The sequence below is a fragment of the Streptomyces sp. ISL-36 genome, from assembly GCF_018614205.1.
In the GTDB taxonomy this organism is placed as follows: Bacteria; Actinomycetota; Actinomycetes; order Streptomycetales; family Streptomycetaceae; genus Streptomyces.
In genome coordinates this window covers 162,240-179,672 of sequence record NZ_JAGGOS010000042.1, presented here as the reverse complement: position 1 = coordinate 179,672, position 17,433 = coordinate 162,240, and the positions used below count along the sequence as shown (strand labels likewise).

Here is a 17,433-nt window from a genome sequence, read left to right as displayed (position 1 = left end):
GGTGGCGGTGGCGGTGGCGGTGGTGGCGGTGGTGGCGGTGGTGGCGGTGAGGCCGGGGCCGGGGCCGGTGGTGGTGCGCGTGACGGGGTCGGGGAGTCGGGCGGGGTCGGCGCGGCCGACCGGACCGGGAAGGAGGACGCTCGATGAGCGTCTGGATCGCGATCGGCCTCACGGCCGTGGGCTGTTACCTCGTCAAGCTGCTCGGGCTCCTGGTGCCCGTCGGTGCTCTGGAACGACCGCTCGTCCAGCGCCTTGCGGCCCTGCTGCCCGTCGCCCTTCTGGCGGCGCTCACCGCCCAGCAGACCTTCGGCGCCCAGGGCGCGCTCGTCCTGGACGCCCGCGCCGCCGGTCTCGCGGCCGCCGCGGGCGCCCTGCTCCTGCGGGCGCCGTTCCTGGTGGTCGTGGGCGCGGCCGTGGTGGTCACGGCGGGAGTCAGGGCGCTCGGCGGCTGACCCGGCCGCGGGTCCCCCTCGCCCAGCCACGCCTGTCTGAGAGGGCCACCACGGCGGGCAGGGCGGGCGACCGGCCGGAGGCGGGCGCCGGGGTGACCGGCCGGGTCAGTCGATCCGGCGCCCGTGCGCGCGCAGCGTGCGCAGGGCCTCGATCGTGACGATCGGGCGGGACTCCAGGGCCGTGCCCGGTGCCCACTGGCGCCAGTTGACCGGCCAGCCGCCGTCCTCCTGCTGGGCGTCGGCGAGGTGGTCGAGCGAGCGCGCCAGCTCCTCGTCGGTGAACCACCGGCGGGCCAGCGAGTCCGGCACGCGCGCGTAGTCGTACGGAAAGTGGCGCTCGCCGGGCGCATAGCCCGGAGCCACCGGGAACGCGTCGATGTGGTCGGGGTCGAGCACCGCCAGCCGCTGTTCCCGCACCAGGCGCCCCAGGCGATCGGCCAGCGCCTGCGCCCGCGCCCGGTCGGGCACCCCGTCGAGGAAGGCGACGGCGGCCTGGATCTCGTACGGATGCGATGTCTTCAGGTTCTCGACCGCCTCCCAGCAGAACTCGGTGGCACGGAACAGCCAGGCGTGCCACACCTGATTGCGGTGGAGCAGCCCGACCACGGGGCCGGTGGACAGCAGCGAGCTGGGCGGGTCGTCGACGATCGGCACGAAAGGCGCGGCCGGGTAGCCGCGCTGGGACGGGTGGACGGCGGGCAGCGCCCCGTCGTGCGTGGACACCTCGGTGAGGTAGCGGCAGATCCGCTCGACCCGCAGCCCGCCGCAGCGGCCGATGGAGTCGAGGACCCTCAGAGCGTGCCCGGTGTGCAGCGGCTGGCTGACCGGGCCGCGCAGATCGGGTTCGAGGCCGTGGCCGTAGCCGCCGTCCTCGTTGAGGTACGCCGAGAGGGCGACCTCGACAGGGTCAGCGCCGCCGCGCAGGAAGTGGTAGGCGAACCGCCGCTGTTCGAGCACGCGGGCCGTGAGCCAGATGAAGTGCTCGGCGCGCGCGAGGGCGGTCGGGTTCGGAGCCGCGAGAGGAGTTCCAGCCATGGTCCGACCGTAGGGCGGAACGGACGTGTGACAAGCGTTACCGACGGGGCTGCACTCTTGGGGGCGGGATACTGGGGTCATGCGGTTGACGATTTTCTGGGAGCGGATGGCGGACCACTTCGGTGCGGCCTACGCCGAATCCTTCGCGCGGGACCATGTGATGTCGGAACTGGGCGGTCGTACGGTGCGCGAGGCACTGGACGCCGGCTGGGAGGCGAAGGACGTGTGGCGGGCGGTCTGCGCGGCGATGGATCTCCCCGCCGACAAGCGCTGAGACGGGCTCCGGGGAGGGAATGTCCGCGCGGTGCGCGAGACTGGCGGGGTGGCTCCGAATGACGAAACCGACGAGACCGGCAACACGCCTTCCGATGGGACCGGCGCGGCGAGCTCCGACGGGGCCGCCGACGGGACCGACAGGATGCCTTCCGACCAGACCGCTGACGCGACCGGCAAGGCGCCTTCCGACGGCACCGGCGCGGCGAGCCCCGAGGGGACCGGCCAGACGCCTTCCGACGGGACCGCTGACGGCACTGCCGGCGGGAGCGACAGGACGTCCTCCGACCGGGCCGTGACCTCGGGCGGCCCGGACGCGCGGAGCGCCCGCGCGGGGGTGCCCGCCGCCGCGCTGATGCCCCGCTGGCTGCCCCGCGCCCTGGTGCTCGCCCTCGCGCTCTACGCCTGCTTCCAGCTCGGCAACTGGGCCTTCCACCAGCTCATCGGGCTGCTCGTCAACATCCTCGTCGCCTTCTTCCTCGCCCTCGCCATCGAACCCGCCGTCGGCCGCATGGCGGCCCGCGGCATGCGCCGGGGCCTCGCGACCTTCCTCGTCTTCTTCGCCGTCATGGTCGTCGGCGTCGGCTTCGTCGTGCTCCTCGGCTCGATGCTTGCCGGCCAGATCGTCGACATGTTCGAGAACTTCCCGAAGTACCTCGACTCGCTGATCAACTGGATCAACCAGACCTTCCACACCGAGCTCTCCCGGGTCGAGGTCCAGGACAGCGTCCTGCGCTCGGACTGGCTCCGGAAGTACGTGCAGAACAGCGCCACCGGCGTGCTCGACGTCTCCGCCACCGTCCTCGGCGGCCTGTTCAAGCTGCTGATGATCTTCCTGTTCTCGTTCTACTTCGCGGCGGACGGGCCCCGGCTGCGCCGCGCCCTGTGCTCCGTCCTGCCGCCGGCCCGCCAGAGCGAGGTGCTGCGGGCCTGGGAGATCGCCGTCGACAAGACGGGCGGCTACCTCTACTCCCGCGGTCTGATGGCGCTGATCTCGGGCGTCGCGCACTTCGTCCTGCTGGAGGTCCTGAACGTCCCGTACGCCCCCGCGCTCGCGGTCTGGGTCGGCCTGGTCTCCCAGTTCATCCCCACCATCGGTACGTATCTGGCCGGCGCGCTGCCGATGCTGATCGCGTTCACCGAGAACCCCTGGTACGCGCTGTGGGTGCTGGTCTTCGTCGTCGTCTACCAGCAGTTCGAGAACTACGTACTCCAGCCGAAGTTGACGTCCAAGACCGTGGACATCCACCCGGCGGTGGCCTTCGGTTCAGTGATCGCCGGCACCGCGCTGCTCGGCGCGGTCGGTGCGCTGATCGCCATTCCCGCCGTCGCCACGCTCCAGGCGTTCCTCGGTGCCTATGTGAAGCGGTACGACGTCACCGACGATCCCCGGGTCCACGGCCACCGGCGCTACGGGGAGGCGGTCGTCGCCCGGCTGCAGAAGGCGCTGCACCACAAGAAGGAGCAGGGCCAGGCGGTGTCCCCGAAGGACGGCGCCTGACCCGCCCCGGGTCACCCGTGCTCCAGCCGCACCTTCGGAAGGACGCGCCGCAGCGGAGCCGGCAGCCACCATGCCCGGCGGCCCATCAGCCGCATCACCGCCGGCACGATCAGACAGCGGATGACCACCGCGTCCAGCAGGATCGCCACGGCGAGGCCGAGGCCGAACTGCCGCAGCATCCGGTCGGGGCTGAGGACGAAGGCGGAGAAGACCACGATCATGATCGCCGCGGCGGCCGTGATGACCTTCCCGGTCGCCGCCAGGCCCTCCTTCACCGCCTCCTGCGGCTCCCGGCCGCGCTCCCACGCCTCGTGGATCCGGGAGAGCAGGAAGACCTCGTAGTCCATCGAGAGCCCGAAGACGATCGCGAAGATCATGACCGGGATGAACGCCTCGATCGGGCCCGGCTGCACCCCGAACCAGCCGTGCTGGAAGACCAGGGTGATCACGCCGAGGGCCGCCCCGATGCTGACCAGGTTGAGCAGCGCCGCCTTGACCGGGATCAGTACCGAACGGAAGACGAGGAGCAGCAGCAGAGCGGAGAGCCCGACGACGATCGCGACGAACAGCGGCATCCGGTCCGAGACGGTGGAGGCGAAGTCCTCGGTCGCCGCCGTCGGCCCGCCGACCAGCAGATCGGCTCCTGTCCGCCGCTCCAGCGGCGGCAGGACGTCCGTCCGCAGCCGGTCGACCAGCTCCGAGGTCGCCTCGGCCTGCGGAGCCGAGTCGGGGAAGGCGATCACGGTCGAGACGGATGGGTCCCTCGTCGGGATCGGCCCCTTCACGGCCGCGACGCCGTCCGTGTTCTCCAGGACCCGGCGCAGCTGCGTCGCGGTGCCCTCGCCGCCGCCGTCCGCGACCACGATCAGCGGTCCGTTGAAACCGGGCCCGAAGCCGTCGGCCAGCAGGTCGTACGCCTGCCGGCTGGACTGGGTGGGGGCGTCGTTGCCCGCGTCGGCGAAGCCGAGGCGCATGTCGAGGGCGGGAGCGGCGAGCGCGCCGAGGGCCGCCATGGAGACGAGGAGCGCCGCCCACGGCCGCTTCTGGACGCCGGTCGCCCAGCGCCGCCACCCTGCGCCTTCCACCCGCCGGCTCTTCGCGGCCCGCTTGCCGACCTGCCGCCCGATCCGCCGGCCGAAGATGCCGAGCAGCGCCGGGAGGAGGGTGAGGGAGGCGGCCATCGTGACCAGGACGGTCAGGGCGACGGCGAGGGCGACACCCTGCAGCGAACCGAGCCCGAGTGCCACCAGGCCCATCAGCGCGATGATCACCGTGCAGCCGGCGAAGAAGACGGTCCGTCCCGCCGCGTCGAGGGCCGTCCGGGTGGCCTGCTCGGGCTCGGCGCCGTTCAGCAGTTCGCCGCGGTAGCGGGAGAAGATCAGCAGCGCGTAGTCGATGCCGACGCCGAGGCCGACCAGCATCATGATCGGCGGGGTGAAGTCGGCGACGTCCGCGAGGTGCGAGGCCAGCGCGATGAGACCGATGGAGCTGCCGACCGCGAAGAGCGCGGTCACGACGGGCAGGCTCGCGGCGACGAGCGATCCGAAGAGGAAGACCAGGATGACCAGCGCGCCCAGCATGCCCGCGCCCTCGGCGGCGCCTCCTCCGCCTTCCTCGGCGCCGCGCGCCGCGTCACCGCCGACCGCAGCGGTCAGTCCATCGCCCTGGGCCGCGCGCACGGTCTCGATGATCTTCACGACCTGGGCGCGGTCGGTGTTCGCCGCCTCGCCGTCGAGGGTGACGGTGGCGTAGCCGACCGTCCCGTCCGGGGAGACCGCCGCCGCGTCCTCGTAGGGGCTACGGACAGCGGCCACCCCCGGCAGGTCCGCGACCGTGCCGAGCAACCGCTCCACGCGCGCGTGGACCGTCTTTCCGCGGACGCCCTGCTCGTCCTTGACCACGATCTGCAGCGTCGCGTCCGCGGCCTGGGCCGATCCGTGCCGCTCCAGGACGGTCCGCGCCGCCTGCGAATCGGTGCCGGGAAGCGAGAAGTCGTTGTGATAGGCGCTGCCGACGGTCGTCGAGGCACCGGTCGCGGCGGCCACCACCACGATCCACAGCAGCACGGCGGACCAGCGGTGGCGGTACGAGAAGAGGGCCAGGCGCTCGAAGACGCTGCCCCTTCGGGTGGCCGGGGGAGCGGTGTCCCGTGTGAGGGTCATGATCGTTTCTCCTTCTGGAAGTCACAGGTACGAGGGACGGGTCACCCGATGCCGGAAGGTGCGCCAGGTCCACACCTGGGCCGCGACGAGGAACGGTGTGACGACGAGCAGGGCGGGTACGAGCAGCGCGAGCGTGGCGCCGTCCGCGGCCTCGGCGGCCAGCGGCAGGGCGCTTCCGGCGAACACGGGAAGCGCGCCGAGGAGGACGGCGGTGAGGGCGAAGGACTGCCAGGGCCGGTCCGTCCCACGAGCAGACGGGCGCGGGCGTACGGGAGGCCCGTCAGCCGCAGCATGGCGAAACCGAGCCCGTGGGCTGCGAACAGGGCGGCCACGGCGAGGGCGATGAGGACGGCGGCCGGGCCGGTGGCGGTCTCGTACGGCGCGCCGGACCCGTACGCCGTGCCGCTCTCGTACGGCGCGCCGCTCTCATGTGACGTCCCGCCGATCAGGAGCGCCGCCAGCAGCCGGCCCCAGGCCAGCGCCACCGTCCAACTGCCGCACACCACCGCCCCGTCGCACAGCGCGCGCCAGACTCGGCCGCTGCCGCTGCCGCTGCCGCTGCCGCTGCCGCTGCCGCTGCCTCCGCCGCCGCTTCCGCCCGGTCCTCGGCCACGCGACCACAGCCCGACGTCACGGACGATCCAGCCGGTCAGCAAGGGCACGAGCACGACGAACTGGCCCGTCAGCAACTCCCCTTCGAGCTCGGGGAAGCAGCCGACGAGCACTCCGGCGGTGGCGATCAGCCACACCTCGTTGCCGAGAAAGAAGGGCGCGAAGGCGGTGATGACCAGGCGGCGTTCACGATCGGTGCGGCCGAGGTACGGGACGAGCATCCCGGTCCCGATGTCCGCGCCCGCGAGGACGAAGTACCCGGTGGCGAAGAACGCGAGCAGGGCGATGGCGAGGGTGTCCATGGTCGGCTCCTAGTAGCGCGCGGGGGGAACGGCTTCGGCGGAGTCCTCGGCGGGGACTTCGCCGGCTTCCGTACGGTCGTCGTGGCCGAGACCGGAGTCGACGGGCCCACGGCGGGCGAACCGGGCGAGCAGCCAGGCGTTGAGGACCACGAGCAGCGCGAAGAGGGTGGTGAAGACGGCCAGCGAGACGCGCATCGACGTGGGCGAGAGGTCGGAGACCGCGTCCTCGGTCGTCAGCAGTCCGTACACGACCCAGGGCTGGCGGCCCGCTTCACGGAAGATCCAGCCGCTGATCATCGCCAGGTAGGGCAGCGGCACGGTGGCCATCAGCGCGAGGTGCCAGAGCCGGAAGCGGAAGACGACCTTCTTGAAGCAGGCCATGATCACGCCCGCGAAGGTGAAGTACATCATCAGGCCGAAGCAGATGAGCATGACCAGACCGCCGCCCCGCGTCCACGCCTCGGAGGGGACGTAGTCGCCGGGGCCGAAGCGGGCCGCCATGTCCGTCTGGAGCCGCTCGATCTCAGCGGTCTGCCGGCTGAAAACGGCCGACTTCATGGGCTGCAGGGTGCGCAGCGCGGCGAACTGGATGCCACCGAAGACGGCCGTGACCATCAGCGCGGGGAAGGAGAGGAACACCCCGATCCGCAGGCTCCGGCCGAAGAACTCCCACTCGGGTGTGCGCCGGAAGAGGTGGAACGCGCTGACTCCGGCCACGCAGCGGCTTCCGGCCGATCGTTGCCGCGGTCTGGAGCACGGCGACGACCGTCGCGAGACCCAGGGTGAGGGCGACGAAGAGGAAGTGGCCGCCCGCCGTGAGGGCGAACTGCAGCCGGGCGAGATCGAGGACGTCTGGATTCACGCTGCCAGCGTCGGCGTACGGCTACGGGCACGGCGTCGCCCGGCGGTGGTCAGTGGGCGTACCCCCGCGGTTGCGCCGCCCCACGCGCGCGTACCCCAGGAGTTGCGTCCACGCGCGCGTGCCCCCTAAGGGTGCCCCGACCGAACTCGCCGATCCCACCGCTCTCGCCGGTATCGGGGGCGTGCCGTCTGACCCGGCCGGCCGGCCGGGCGTTGGCCGCAGGGCGCCCGGCGCTAGGCCAGCCAACCCGGCGTGATCAACCCCGACTCGTACGCCAGGATCACCAACTGCGCCCGGTCCCGGACGTCGAGCTTGGTCATGATCCGGCTGACGTGCGTCTTGGCGGTCGCCGGGGACAGGACCAGTCGTCGGGCGATCTCGTCGTTGGACAGCCCGGCCCCCACCAGGCCCATCACCTCGCGCTCCCGCTCCGTCAGGGCGTTAAGCCGAGGGCTCGGGTCGGGCTGCTTGCTGCGGCCGGCGAACTCCGCGATCAGGCGGCGGGTGACGGCCGGGGCGATCAGCGCGTCACCGCGCGCCACCACCCGTACCCCGTGCAGCAGCTCCATCGGCTCGGTGTCCTTCACCAGGAAACCGCTCGCCCCGGCGCGCAGCGCGCCGTAGACATAGTCGTCGATGTCGAAGGTGGTCAGGATCACCACCCGGATCCCTTCGAGCCGGGGGTCGGCGGTGATGCGGCGAGTGGCCTCGAGACCGTCCAGGCCCGGCATGCGGATGTCCATGAGGACGACGTCCGGGCGCAGTTCACGGGCGAGCGCGATCGCCTGCTCGCCGTCCGCGGCCTCCCCGACCACCTCGATGTCGTCCTCGTCGGCCAGGATCGAGCGGAAACCCGCTCGGACCAGGGTCTGGTCGTCGGCGAGTACGACGCGGATCATCGAGGGTCTCCCTTGGGCAAGGTCGGTGACGTGGTGGGTGCGGCGAGCGGGAGCCGGGCGTCGACCAGGAAACCCTCGGCCGTGTTGTGCGCGGCGAGTTCGCCGCCGAACGCCCGGGCGCGCTCGGCCATGCCCCGGATCCCGCTGCCCAGCGGTCGCTCCTCCGGCGATCCCTCGCCGTCGTCCTCGATGCGCAGGCGCAGTTCGTCCGCGCCCCAGTCGAGTGTGATCAGCGCCGTACGCGCCCCCGAGTGCCGGGTCACATTGGTCAGCGACTCCTGCACGATCCGGTACGCGGCCAGGTCGACCGGCGGCGCCAGCGGTACGGGCGTGCCCGCCACGCTCGTACGGACGTCGAGGCCCGTGCTCCTGGCCCGCTCCACCAGCTCGCCGAGCAGGGCGAGACCCGAGGTCGGTGAGGTCGGCGCGGCCTCGTCTGCCTGGCGCAGTACCCCGAGGGTCGCACGCAGTTCGCGCAGCGCGTCCTTGCTGGTGGCCTTCACCGCCTCCAGCGCCTCCTCGGCGGCGGCCAGCGCGACGTCCGGTCCGGGCTTCTTGCTCAGCCGGTGCAGCACCGCACCGGACTGGACGTTGATGAGGGAGATGCTGTGGCCGAGCACGTCGTGCAGCTCCCGGGCGATGCGCAGCCGTTCCTCGGAGGCGCTCTGCCGGGCCCGCGCCTCCTGCTCCCGCTCGGCGGCGAGCGCCCGCTGTTCCACCTCGTGCAGATAGGCGAGCCGGGTGCGCTGGGCGCGGCCCACGGCGACGAGGCTGATCAGCCAGCCGGCGAGCATCGCGAGCGAGGTGTCGTCGATCTGGCGCCGGCCCGGCTCCTGACGGATCTCGCCGATGCCCACGGCGAGCAGGGTGACCGCGGCGAGTGTGACCGCGGCGACGAACCGGCCCTCCGCGGCCGTCGTGTAGAGCGCGAGCGCGAAGGCGATCATCAGAGGCCCGTCCTGGGCCGACAGCGGGTAGTAGACCGCGCAGGCCAGCAGCGTGACGACGGCGACCGTGACCGGCAGCCGGCGCCGGAAGCAGAGCGCCCCGCAGCCGATCACGACGAGCAGCCAGCCGATGACGGTACGGGCGGTGGGCTCGCTCGTGTACCGCGCCGACACCAGCGTCCAGACGGCCACGACGACGGCGACGACCAGGGCCACGACGGCGTCGGCGACCCGTGGGGACACACGGCCGCCAGGGACGCGGAAGGGGAGGGCCATGCCAGGAAGGATAGGTGGGGCGTGGCGCACGCCGTGATCCGCCGACCGGGAGGGGGTGCCGCGAAGGGCTGTCCACAGGCGGCGTGGTGCGCTTGACACCAAAATCGAACATCCATTCTTATGAAGGTCCGGCCCTTGGAATCACGGGCTTCTCGGCCAGGACGCCGCCGAGTTTTCCACAGGCCGGAGGGACGTCGGGGCCCATTGTCAGTGGCAGGGGTTAGCGTCTTTCACATGAAGCGATCGACTCAAGCAAACCGGGTGGAACCCATGGCAGGAACCGACCGCGAGAAGGCCCTCGAAGCCGCACTCGCACAGATTGAACGGCAATTCGGCAAGGGTGCCGTGATGCGCATGGGCGACCGTACCCAGGAGCCGATCGAGGTGATCTCCACCGGTTCGACCGCCCTCGACATCGCCCTCGGCGTCGGCGGCCTGCCGCGCGGTCGTGTCGTGGAGATCTACGGCCCGGAGTCCTCCGGTAAGACGACCCTGACCCTGCACGCCGTCGCGAACGCCCAGAAGGCCGGCGGCCAGGTCGCGTTCGTCGACGCCGAGCACGCCCTCGACCCCGAGTACGCCAAGAAGCTCGGCGTCGACATCGACAACCTCATCCTGTCCCAGCCGGACAACGGCGAGCAGGCGCTCGAGATCGTCGACATGCTCGTCCGCTCCGGCGCCCTGGACCTGATCGTCATCGACTCCGTCGCCGCGCTCGTCCCGCGTGCGGAGATCGAGGGCGAGATGGGTGACTCGCACGTCGGTCTGCAGGCCCGTCTGATGAGCCAGGCCCTCCGAAAGATCACCAGCGCGCTCAACCAGTCCAAGACCACCGCGATCTTCATCAACCAGCTCCGCGAGAAGATCGGCGTGATGTTCGGCTCGCCGGAGACCACGACCGGTGGCCGCGCCCTGAAGTTCTACGCCTCCGTGCGCCTCGACATCCGCCGCATCGAGACCCTGAAGGACGGCACGGACGCGGTCGGCAACCGCACCCGCGTCAAGGTCGTCAAGAACAAGGTCGCGCCCCCCTTCAAGCAGGCCGAGTTCGACATCCTCTACGGCCAGGGCATCAGCCGCGAGGGCGGCCTGATCGACATGGGCGTGGAGCACGGCTTCGTCCGCAAGGCCGGCGCCTGGTACACGTACGAGGGCGACCAGCTCGGCCAGGGCAAGGAGAACGCCCGCAACTTCCTGAAGGACAACCCCGACCTCGCCGACGAGATCGAGAAGAAGATCAAGGAGAAGCTCGGCGTCGGTGTCCGACCGGAGGCCGTGACGGCCGAGCCGGCCCCGGGCGCCGTGAGCACGGACGCGGCGGCCACGGACGAGGCGGCCAAGACCGCACCGGCGGCCAAGACCGCCAAGGCGACCAAGGCCCCGGCGGCCAAGAGCTGATCCGGTGACCGGTCGTACCGAATGGCCGGGCGACAGCCCCGACTCGTCGAGGGCCGAGAAAGAGCTGTCGCCCCAGGAACCGGCTGAGCGGGCGCGGGCGATCTGCCTGCGCCTGCTCACCGGGACCCCCCGCACCCGCAAGCAGCTCGCCGACGCCCTGCGCAAGCGTGAGATCCCCGACGAAGTCGCCGAAGAGGTCCTCTCCCGCTTCGAGGACGTCGGACTGATCGACGACGCGGCCTTCGCGGACGCCTGGGTGGAGTCGCGGCACCACGGGCGGGGCCTCGCCCGCCGGGCCCTCGCCCGCGAGCTGCGCACCAAGGGTGTCGATCCCTCGCTCATCCAGGAGGCGGTGGGGCAACTGGACTCCGAGCAGGAGGAGATCACCGCCCGCGAGCTCGTCGACCGCAAACTCCGTGCCACCCGCGGCCTCGACCGCGACCGCAGGCTGCGCCGGCTCGCGGGGATGCTCGCCCGCAAGGGGTACGCGGAGGGCATGGCCCTACGGGTCGTCAGGCAGGCCCTGGAGGAAGAGGGCGAGGACACGGAAGGTCTGGAAGAGCCCTTCTGAAAGCGGCGCCCTCCCCGGGGCCTTCCGAACAGGCCCATCGGAACGGGACTCTGAACAGGCCCATCGGAACGGGCTCTTCTCAGCAGGGCGTTCTCAAAGGGGCCCTCCCAACGGGGTGTCCTCCACCGAGCCCCCTGCAGGGGCGTCCTCCACGGGGCGTCGGGGATCGGACGGCAGCAGCACCGGCAGGCCCGCGACCTTCCACGCCTGGAAGCCGCCGATCACATCGGTCGCACGGTGCAGCCCCAACTGCCGTAGTGAGGCCGCGGCCAGGGAGGACGCGTAGCCCTCGTTGCAGAACACGACCACCCGCAGGTCGTGGCTGTCCGCCTGCGGCGCCCGATGGCTGCCCAGCGGGTCGAGCCGCCACTCCAGCTCGTTCCGCTCCACGACCAGCGCGCCGGGGATCAGCCCGTCCCGCTCCCGCAGCGCCGCGTACCGCGTGTCGACCAGGAGCGCGTCACCCGCTCGGTACGCCTCGTAGGCGGCACGCGCCTCGATCCGGTCCAGGCCGGACCTGACCCGCTCCAGGTGCTCGTCGATCCCCACGCGCTCGCTGCTCACTGCCAGTCCTCCGGACGCTCGACCTGCTCAAGACGGAGCACCGCGCCCGACCGGCTGAAACGCCGGAGCAGCGGGAGCGGCGGATAGTAGGCGTGCACCGACACGGCGTGCGTGTCCCGGGACTCGTTGAGCACCTCGTGCACATGGTGCCGCCCGAACGCGCGCCCCTTGCCGGCCGTCAACCGCCGATGCCTGTCGAACCCGTCGGACAGTTCCAGGGTCTTCCAGCCGCCCGCCGGAAGCCGTACCGCGAGGGAGTTCTCCTTCAGGGTGCCGCGCGCGGCGGTGAAGGCACCGTACGACTCGGCGTGGTCGTGCCAGCCCGTGCCGGTGCCGGGCGGCCAGCCGATGAGCCAGGCCTCGCTGCCGCCGGGCCCGTCGAGCCGCACCCAGGTACGGCCCTCGGGGTCGAGCGGCAGGGAGTCGATGAGTTCCATGTCCGCGGCGGTACGGCGGACGAAGTCCAGAAGGTCGGCCGCGGTGGGGGCGGAGGACCCGGAGCGGCCGGCAGAGGCAGAGCCAGAGCCAGAGGCGGAGGCAGAGCCAGAGGCAAGGGCCGGGGCAGGGGCGAGGGGAGGCGTGGAGACGTGCTGGGGCACGGAAGACCGTCCTGAGGGTTCGCGGGGAACGCGCGACGGTACGCCGACGTCAGCGGCGAAGGGCGCGCGGAAGGAGAGGCGAAGTCAGCAGGACGGGCGACACACGCAGCCCGCATAGCGGATCAGGTCCATATGGACCCTCCGCCACAGGCGCACATCGGTGTCGGTCACGTTCCGGAGTACACCATGTGCGCCCGCGACGGTCAATTGATGTCCGCGGTGCGGTCGCGCGTCTGGGCGTTCGCTTGCGAGGGCGCTTTGACGGGTGTCTTGGGCAGCGCTCCGGACGGCGCCTCGGGTGGCTGGGACCGCGCGGGGGACGGCGTTCGGGGGCCGGCCTTCTTCCCGGCCCTGGAGGTCGTCCTCGAAGCCGGCTTCGAACCGCCGCCGGCCATCTTCGCGCCCTTCGTACCCTTCGCGCTCGTCGCGCCCTTGGTGACCTTCGCGCCCTTGGTGACCGTCGCGCCCTTCGGATCCTTCCGGCCCGTAGCCGCCTTCGGAGCGGACCGCGCCGCCCCCTGTTTCGCCGGCTTCGCGGGCTCCGGCGGCTCCTCGGGCGTCTTCGCCGCTCCGCCCCGGGTCGCGTCCGCCGCCGCGTACAGCTCCGCCGGCTGGACCCCGGAGAACGCGGCGACCAGATGCCCGTCCGGGCGCACCAGCAGGACGGTGTGAGCCGCCGCGCCCGGGTAGGCCTCGGTCACCAGCAACTCCGCCTTCGCCGGCAGGGCCCGCACCGCGTCGACGAGCCGGGGCATCACACCCGCGCTCATCCAGTGCCGCCGGTCCCACACACCGGTGCCGGGCGCGACGAGCACCACCAGGAGCCGCCCCTGACCGAGCCGGTCCCGGAGCCGTACGGTCGTGCCGTCCGGCGCGGTCACCCGGACGTCCTCCACCGGCGAGCCCTCCGCCGTGCCGACCGCGACCCGGGCGGCCCCGGCGTCCGGGGGCGCGAGGGGGGAGTGCGGGTAGGAGGGAGGCGCGCCGAGCGGGCCGCGCCCCAGGTGACCGTCGGCCAGCAGAGTGTCGTGGCCCCGTGTTCCACCGGGGATGTACGTCCGCAGACCCCCACCGCCGCGCAGTACGGGCAGAGACTGGTCGGCGGCCCGCAGCCGGGAGGCGACGGCGGCCCGGCGCTCGCTCTGGTAACTGTCGAGCAGTGTGTCGGACGCCCCGTGGTGCCAGGCGTGGGCGAGCTTCCAGGCCAGGTTGTCGGCGTCCCGCAGCCCCTCGTCGAGGCCCTGGGTGCCGACCGCGCCGAGCAGATGCGCCGCGTCGCCCGCGAGGAAGACCCGGTCCACCCGCCAGCGCCGGGCGAGCCGATGGTGCAGCGTGTGGACGCCGGTGTCGATCAGTTCGTACGGCGGAGTCTCGCCGCCGCACCACCCTGCCAGCGTGTCCCGGATCTTGGTGATCAGAGCGTCGGGGGTGACGAGGTCCCCGCGCGGCGGCAGCAGCCAGTCGATCCTCCAGACGCCGTCGGGCAGCGGGCGGGCCGTGATCTCGTCGCCGCCGCCTCGCCACGGAGGCTGACGGTGCAACAGGGCTTCGCCGGCCCAGGGGAGTTCCGTCCGCAGTGCGGCGACGGCGTGCCGTTCCACCGCCGTGCGCCCGGGGAAGCGGACGGAGAGCAGCTTGCGCACGGTGGAGCGGGCGCCGTCGCAGCCGACCAGGTGGCTGCCGCGCCACCAGGTCCCTCCCGGCCCGCGGGTGTGGGCGGTGATGCCGTGGGCGTCCTGCTCGATCGCGTCGAGCCGGGCCTCGGTGACGAGGCGGACGAGCTCCTGCCCGGCGATCGCGTCGCGCAGGCCGCGCGCGAGGGCGTGCTGCGGGATGTGCAGGGGAGCCGCCGGGCCGTCGCCGTCACTCTCCGTACCGCCGAGACCGAGATTCAGCTCGATGTGCCTCATCTGTTGCTTGCGGCGCAGTGAGCGCCAGCCGACCCACCGGACTCCCTCGTCACGCAGGGTGGTGCAGCCGAGCCGTTCCACCATCGCGGCCATGTCGGCGCGCAGCACGACCGTACGGGCGGGGCGTGGCTCCTCCTTGCCGGGCCCCTCGTCGAGGACGATGCTCGGCACGCCCTGCGAGGCCAGGGCAAGGGAGAGCGCGAGGCCCACGGGCCCTGCGCCGACGATGATCACCGGGTCCACGGCGCGGCTCCTGAAGGCCGTTCGGTCATGCGGGTAGCACAGCGAAGAGTGGCGCGAGCCCGGTGCGTGATCACAGAACGTATGCAACCCATTGCGGGTGCTTGCGTCAAGCGACGGGGGCAGCGGCGCGACCGCCACTGCCCCCGGATGATGTCACATACTGTCAGTTCTTCGTGATGCCAGGCCCGTCGGCCGCGTCACCGGCCGGTTCGAGGGCTCCTGCCTCGGCATCCGTGCCCGGAGCCCCGGCATGGGCCACCGCGATCCCGGTCTTCGCCCGGCGGCCGCGCTTCTCGATCCAGGTGGCGAGCGCGGAGAGCGCCAGACACAGCGCGATGTAGATGGCGCCGAAGACCACGATGGTGGAGACGTACGGGTACTGGCCGTTGACCTGGGTGTTGGACGCGATCAGCCGGGCCGAGTAGAGCAGCTCGGGGTAGAGGATGACGAACCCGAGGGAGGTGTCCTTCAGGGTGACCACCAGCTGGCTGATGATCGTCGGCAGCATCGACCGGATCGCCTGCGGCATCAGGACGGTCGTCATCACCTGGGTCTTCGTCATGCCCAGGGCGTACGCCGCCTCGCGCTGGCCCTTGGGCACCGCGTTGACGCCGGCGCGCAGCACCTCGGCCTGCACACAGCCGTTGTAGATCGACAGGCCGAGCGCCAGTGCCCACATCGAGTAGTCGGTGAGGAAGGCGACCCACACGGCGTAGATCGTGATCAGCAGCGGGATGGAGCGGAAGAGCTCGATGAAGCCGGTGGCCAGCATGCGCACCGGCCGGTGGTCGGAGAGCCGGGCGACGGCGAGCAGCACACCGAGGACGAGCGAGCCGACGGCCGCGAGACCGAACGCCTTGAGGGTGGAGAGAAGGGCGTCGGCGATGTTCTGCCGGATGCCCGCGTAGTTGAAGATGTCCCACATCGCGGGGTCGAGATGACCCTTGTCGCTCAGCCGCAGCACGCTCACCGCGAGCAGCGCGACGATGGCGACGGTGCCCAGGACCGCGTAGATCCGGTTGCGGACGCGCGCCTTGGGGCCCGGGGTGTCGTAGAGAACGCTGGCACTCATCGGGCGACCTCCATGCGGCGCTCGAGGACGCGGAAGATCCCGCTGATGGTGAAGGTGACGACCAGGTACGCGGCGGCCACCCAGACGAAGATCGGGCCGATCGCGTAGCCCTGCTCGCTCATCAGCGTCTGCCAGCCGAAAAGCTCGGTGACGCTGAAGGCGCCGGCGATGGCCGAGTTCTTGGTGAGCGCGATGAAGATCGAGCTCAGCGGGGGCAGCACGGTACGGGTCGCCTGCGGCAGCACGATCATCCGCAGCGTCTGCGAGAAGGTCATGCCGAGCGAACGGGCCGCCTCGGCCTGGCCGAGCGGCACGGTGCTGATGCCGGAGCGGACGGCCTCGCAGACGAAGGCCGAGGTGTAGAAGCCGAGCGCGAGCGAGCCGAGCACGAAGGGGCTCATGCCCGGGAAGAGGATCTCCGGGACCACGAAGAACGAGACGAGGAAGAGCAGCGTCAGCGGGGTGTTGCGCAGCAGGGTCACCCAGAGGGTGCCGAAGAAGCGCAGGGGCGGGACGGGCGAGACCCGGAAGCCGGCGACGATGACGCCGAGGACCAGCGCGATGACCGAGCTGACGGCGGTGATCGACACGGTTCCTATGAAGCCGTCGCGGAACTCCGGGAAATGGTCGAGCAGTACGTTCATGAGGTCTCCGCGTCGGCGGTCAGCGGCCTACGGACAAGGCGTGCCAGGGCAGGGGCAACGGCATAGGGCAACGCATACGGGCAACGGCATACGGGCGAGGTGCGGGCAGGGGGAGCGGCGCCCCGTACGTCGGTACGGGGCGCCGGCGTCCGGCCGAGGATCAGTAGCGGTTGATCGCCGGCGGCGCGACGTACGCGGAGCCGGAGAGGCCCAGAGTGGCCTCGTAGATCTTCTTGTACGTGCCGTCCTGGGTGCGCTTCTCCAGGATCTCGTTGATCTTGGTGCGCAGGACCCTGTCGTCCTTGTTCATGCCGATGCCGTAGGGCTCCTCGGTGAACGGCTTGCCGACGACCTTGAGCTTGCCGGCGTTGGCCGCGGCGTAGCCCTTGAGGATCGAGTCGTCCGTGGTGACGGCGTCGACCTGCTTGGTGAGCAGCTGCTGCACACAGTCCGAGTACTTGGCGAGCTCGGTGGTCTGGGCGCCGTACTTCGGCTTCTTGATCTCCTGCAGCGGGGTCGAGCCCGTGATCGAGCAGACCTTCTTGCCCTTGAGGGTCTCCGGACCGGTGATCGAGGTCTCGTCCTTGCGGACCAGGAGGTCGGCGCCGGCCTTGTAGTACGGACCCGCGAAGCCGACCTGCGCCTTGCGCTTGTCGTTGATCGTGTAGGTACCGACGTAGTAGTCGACCTGGCCCGTGGAGATCGCCGTCTCACGGAGCTTGGAGTCGACCGTCTTCCACTCGATCTTGTCCTCGGTGAAGCCGAGCTCCGCCGCGATCATCTTGGCGATCTCGACGTCGAAGCCGGACCGCTCCTTGGTGGCCTGGTCCTCGAAGCCGAGGTACGGCTGGTCGGCCTTGGAACCGATGATCAGCTTGCCGCGCTTCTGCGCCTCCTTGAAGGTCGGCGACTCCAGCTTCACATCGGTGGCGACGATGTACTTGGGGAGCTGGGGGGCGCTCGAGTCGCCGGGCTTCACGGCGGGCTTGTCGCCGGCGGAGCCCTCCTTGCCACCACAGGCGGTCGCGGTCAGGGCGAGGACGGCGACGGCCACGGCCGCGGTCTTGCGGAGCTTCATGGTGAACATCCCTTTGTTCGTGGCTTGTTGATC

17 protein-coding genes and 2 pseudogenes are annotated in these 17,433 nt (G+C 71.4%); 5 read left to right on the top strand and 14 right to left on the bottom strand.

Annotation, left to right across the window (positions count from 1 at the left end; all coding sequences use genetic code 11):
- The first annotated feature begins 143 nt into the window (after nucleotides 1–143).
- Complete coding sequence (locus J7E93_RS11225; protein WP_215067992.1) at nucleotides 144–452, top strand: AzlD domain-containing protein; 309 nt, start codon at nucleotides 144–146, stop codon at nucleotides 450–452.
- A gap of 105 nt (nucleotides 453–557) precedes the next feature.
- Here the strand turns inward: J7E93_RS11225 and J7E93_RS11220 are convergent, their stop codons facing one another.
- Nucleotides 558–1,487 carry a hypothetical protein gene (locus J7E93_RS11220; RefSeq protein WP_215067990.1) on the bottom strand — a complete coding sequence of 310 codons (930 nt, stop codon included), beginning with the start codon at nucleotides 1,485–1,487 and terminating at the stop codon, nucleotides 558–560.
- A gap of 79 nt (nucleotides 1,488–1,566) precedes the next feature.
- On the opposite strand from J7E93_RS11220, the gene J7E93_RS11215 reads away from it, so the two are divergent.
- Together J7E93_RS11215 and J7E93_RS11210 are read left to right on the top strand one after the other, a co-directional pair.
- Entirely contained in the window at nucleotides 1,567–1,761 is a 195-nt protein-coding gene (locus tag J7E93_RS11215) for a DUF3046 domain-containing protein (protein ID WP_215067988.1), read from the top strand.
- Nucleotides 1,762–2,115: 354 nt separating this feature from the next.
- Complete coding sequence (locus tag J7E93_RS11210; RefSeq protein ID WP_215068010.1) at nucleotides 2,116–3,261, top strand: AI-2E family transporter; 1,146 nt, start codon at nucleotides 2,116–2,118, stop codon at nucleotides 3,259–3,261.
- An 11-nt stretch (nucleotides 3,262–3,272) separates the two neighbouring features.
- Here the strand turns inward: J7E93_RS11210 and J7E93_RS11205 are convergent, their stop codons facing one another.
- From J7E93_RS11205 to J7E93_RS11185, 6 genes and pseudogenes are all read right to left on the bottom strand, one after another.
- Entirely contained in the window at nucleotides 3,273–5,423 is a 2,151-nt protein-coding gene (locus J7E93_RS11205; RefSeq protein ID WP_215067986.1) for an MMPL family transporter, read from the bottom strand.
- A gap of 41 nt (nucleotides 5,424–5,464) precedes the next feature.
- A complete protein-coding gene (locus J7E93_RS11200) occupies nucleotides 5,465–6,337 on the bottom strand; it encodes a cytochrome d ubiquinol oxidase subunit II (RefSeq protein WP_251066360.1) in 873 nt (290 codons plus the stop codon).
- Nucleotides 6,338–6,346: 9 nt separating this feature from the next.
- Nucleotides 6,347–7,054, bottom strand: a complete 708-nt coding sequence (locus J7E93_RS38035) for a cytochrome ubiquinol oxidase subunit I (RefSeq protein WP_308368320.1) — start codon at nucleotides 7,052–7,054, stop codon at nucleotides 6,347–6,349.
- 64 nt (nucleotides 7,055–7,118) lie between these two features.
- Nucleotides 7,119–7,199: pseudogene (locus tag J7E93_RS38030) on the bottom strand (hypothetical protein); the annotation flags it as partial.
- 233 nt (nucleotides 7,200–7,432) lie between these two features.
- The gene (locus tag J7E93_RS11190) at nucleotides 7,433–8,098 is read right to left on the bottom strand and encodes a response regulator transcription factor (RefSeq protein WP_215067979.1); all 666 of its coding nucleotides are present in this window, start codon (nucleotides 8,096–8,098) and stop codon (nucleotides 7,433–7,435) included.
- Nucleotides 8,095–9,321 carry a sensor histidine kinase gene (locus J7E93_RS11185; RefSeq protein WP_215067977.1) on the bottom strand — a complete coding sequence of 409 codons (1,227 nt, stop codon included), beginning with the start codon at nucleotides 9,319–9,321 and terminating at the stop codon, nucleotides 8,095–8,097. The genes J7E93_RS11190 and J7E93_RS11185 overlap by 4 nt, the downstream gene beginning before the upstream one ends.
- 261 nt (nucleotides 9,322–9,582) lie before the next feature.
- Between J7E93_RS11185 and recA the strand changes: the two genes are divergently transcribed.
- Nucleotides 9,583–10,719, top strand: a complete 1,137-nt coding sequence (gene recA / locus J7E93_RS11180; RefSeq protein ID WP_215068008.1) for a recombinase RecA — start codon at nucleotides 9,583–9,585, stop codon at nucleotides 10,717–10,719.
- A 4-nt stretch (nucleotides 10,720–10,723) separates the two neighbouring features.
- Nucleotides 10,724–11,290, top strand: a complete 567-nt coding sequence (recX, locus tag J7E93_RS11175) for a recombination regulator RecX (protein ID WP_215067975.1) — start codon at nucleotides 10,724–10,726, stop codon at nucleotides 11,288–11,290.
- A 180-nt stretch (nucleotides 11,291–11,470) separates the two neighbouring features.
- On the opposite strand, the pseudogene J7E93_RS11170 reads toward recX, so the two are convergent.
- From J7E93_RS11170 to J7E93_RS11145, 7 genes and pseudogenes are all read right to left on the bottom strand, one after another.
- Nucleotides 11,471–11,854, bottom strand: a pseudogene (locus tag J7E93_RS11170) (rhodanese-like domain-containing protein); the annotation flags it as partial.
- Nucleotides 11,851–12,453 (bottom strand): cysteine dioxygenase family protein, encoded by a 603-nt coding sequence (locus tag J7E93_RS11165; RefSeq protein WP_215067971.1) that lies wholly within the window; start codon nucleotides 12,451–12,453, stop codon nucleotides 11,851–11,853. The gene J7E93_RS11165 and the pseudogene J7E93_RS11170, both read right to left, overlap by 4 nt.
- Nucleotides 12,454–12,537: 84 nt before the next feature.
- The gene (locus J7E93_RS38330; protein WP_322747027.1) at nucleotides 12,538–12,609 is read right to left on the bottom strand and encodes a putative leader peptide; all 72 of its coding nucleotides are present in this window, start codon (nucleotides 12,607–12,609) and stop codon (nucleotides 12,538–12,540) included.
- Nucleotides 12,610–12,656: 47 nt separating this feature from the next.
- Nucleotides 12,657–14,606 (bottom strand): FAD-dependent monooxygenase, encoded by a 1,950-nt coding sequence (locus tag J7E93_RS11160; RefSeq protein ID WP_308368317.1) that lies wholly within the window; start codon nucleotides 14,604–14,606, stop codon nucleotides 12,657–12,659.
- Between the two features lie 163 nt (nucleotides 14,607–14,769).
- On the bottom strand, nucleotides 14,770–15,678 hold the full coding sequence (locus J7E93_RS11155; protein ID WP_215067969.1) for an amino acid ABC transporter permease: 909 nt from the start codon (nucleotides 15,676–15,678) through the stop codon (nucleotides 14,770–14,772).
- Nucleotides 15,675–16,322, bottom strand: coding sequence for an amino acid ABC transporter permease (locus tag J7E93_RS11150; RefSeq protein ID WP_215067967.1), 648 nt, complete (start codon nucleotides 16,320–16,322; stop codon nucleotides 15,675–15,677). The genes J7E93_RS11155 and J7E93_RS11150 overlap by 4 nt, the downstream gene beginning before the upstream one ends.
- A gap of 160 nt (nucleotides 16,323–16,482) precedes the next feature.
- Nucleotides 16,483–17,400: a glutamate ABC transporter substrate-binding protein gene (locus J7E93_RS11145; protein WP_215067965.1), complete on the bottom strand. Its 918-nt coding sequence runs from the start codon at nucleotides 17,398–17,400 to the stop codon at nucleotides 16,483–16,485.
- Between the last annotated feature and the right edge of the window lie 33 nt (nucleotides 17,401–17,433).

Bases quoted from the DNA above. Each gene is read 5' to 3' on its own strand.
- J7E93_RS11225 (WP_215067992.1), top strand. From the start codon at position 144: ATGAGCGTCTGGATCGCGATCGGCCTCACGGCCGTGGGCTGTTACCTC.
- J7E93_RS11220 (WP_215067990.1), bottom strand. From the start codon at position 1,487: ATGGCTGGAACTCCTCTCGCGGCTCCGAACCCGACCGCCCTCGCGCGC.
- J7E93_RS11215 (WP_215067988.1), top strand. From the start codon at position 1,567: ATGCGGTTGACGATTTTCTGGGAGCGGATGGCGGACCACTTCGGTGCG.
- J7E93_RS11210 (WP_215068010.1), top strand. From the start codon at position 2,116: ATGCCCCGCTGGCTGCCCCGCGCCCTGGTGCTCGCCCTCGCGCTCTAC.
- J7E93_RS11205 (WP_215067986.1), bottom strand. From the start codon at position 5,423: ATGACCCTCACACGGGACACCGCTCCCCCGGCCACCCGAAGGGGCAGC.
- J7E93_RS11200 (WP_251066360.1), bottom strand. From the start codon at position 6,337: ATGGACACCCTCGCCATCGCCCTGCTCGCGTTCTTCGCCACCGGGTAC.
- J7E93_RS11190 (WP_215067979.1), bottom strand. From the start codon at position 8,098: ATGATCCGCGTCGTACTCGCCGACGACCAGACCCTGGTCCGAGCGGGT.
- J7E93_RS11185 (WP_215067977.1), bottom strand. From the start codon at position 9,321: ATGGCCCTCCCCTTCCGCGTCCCTGGCGGCCGTGTGTCCCCACGGGTC.
- J7E93_RS11155 (WP_215067969.1), bottom strand. From the start codon at position 15,678: ATGAGTGCCAGCGTTCTCTACGACACCCCGGGCCCCAAGGCGCGCGTC.
- J7E93_RS11150 (WP_215067967.1), bottom strand. From the start codon at position 16,322: ATGAACGTACTGCTCGACCATTTCCCGGAGTTCCGCGACGGCTTCATA.
- J7E93_RS11145 (WP_215067965.1), bottom strand. From the start codon at position 17,400: ATGAAGCTCCGCAAGACCGCGGCCGTGGCCGTCGCCGTCCTCGCCCTG.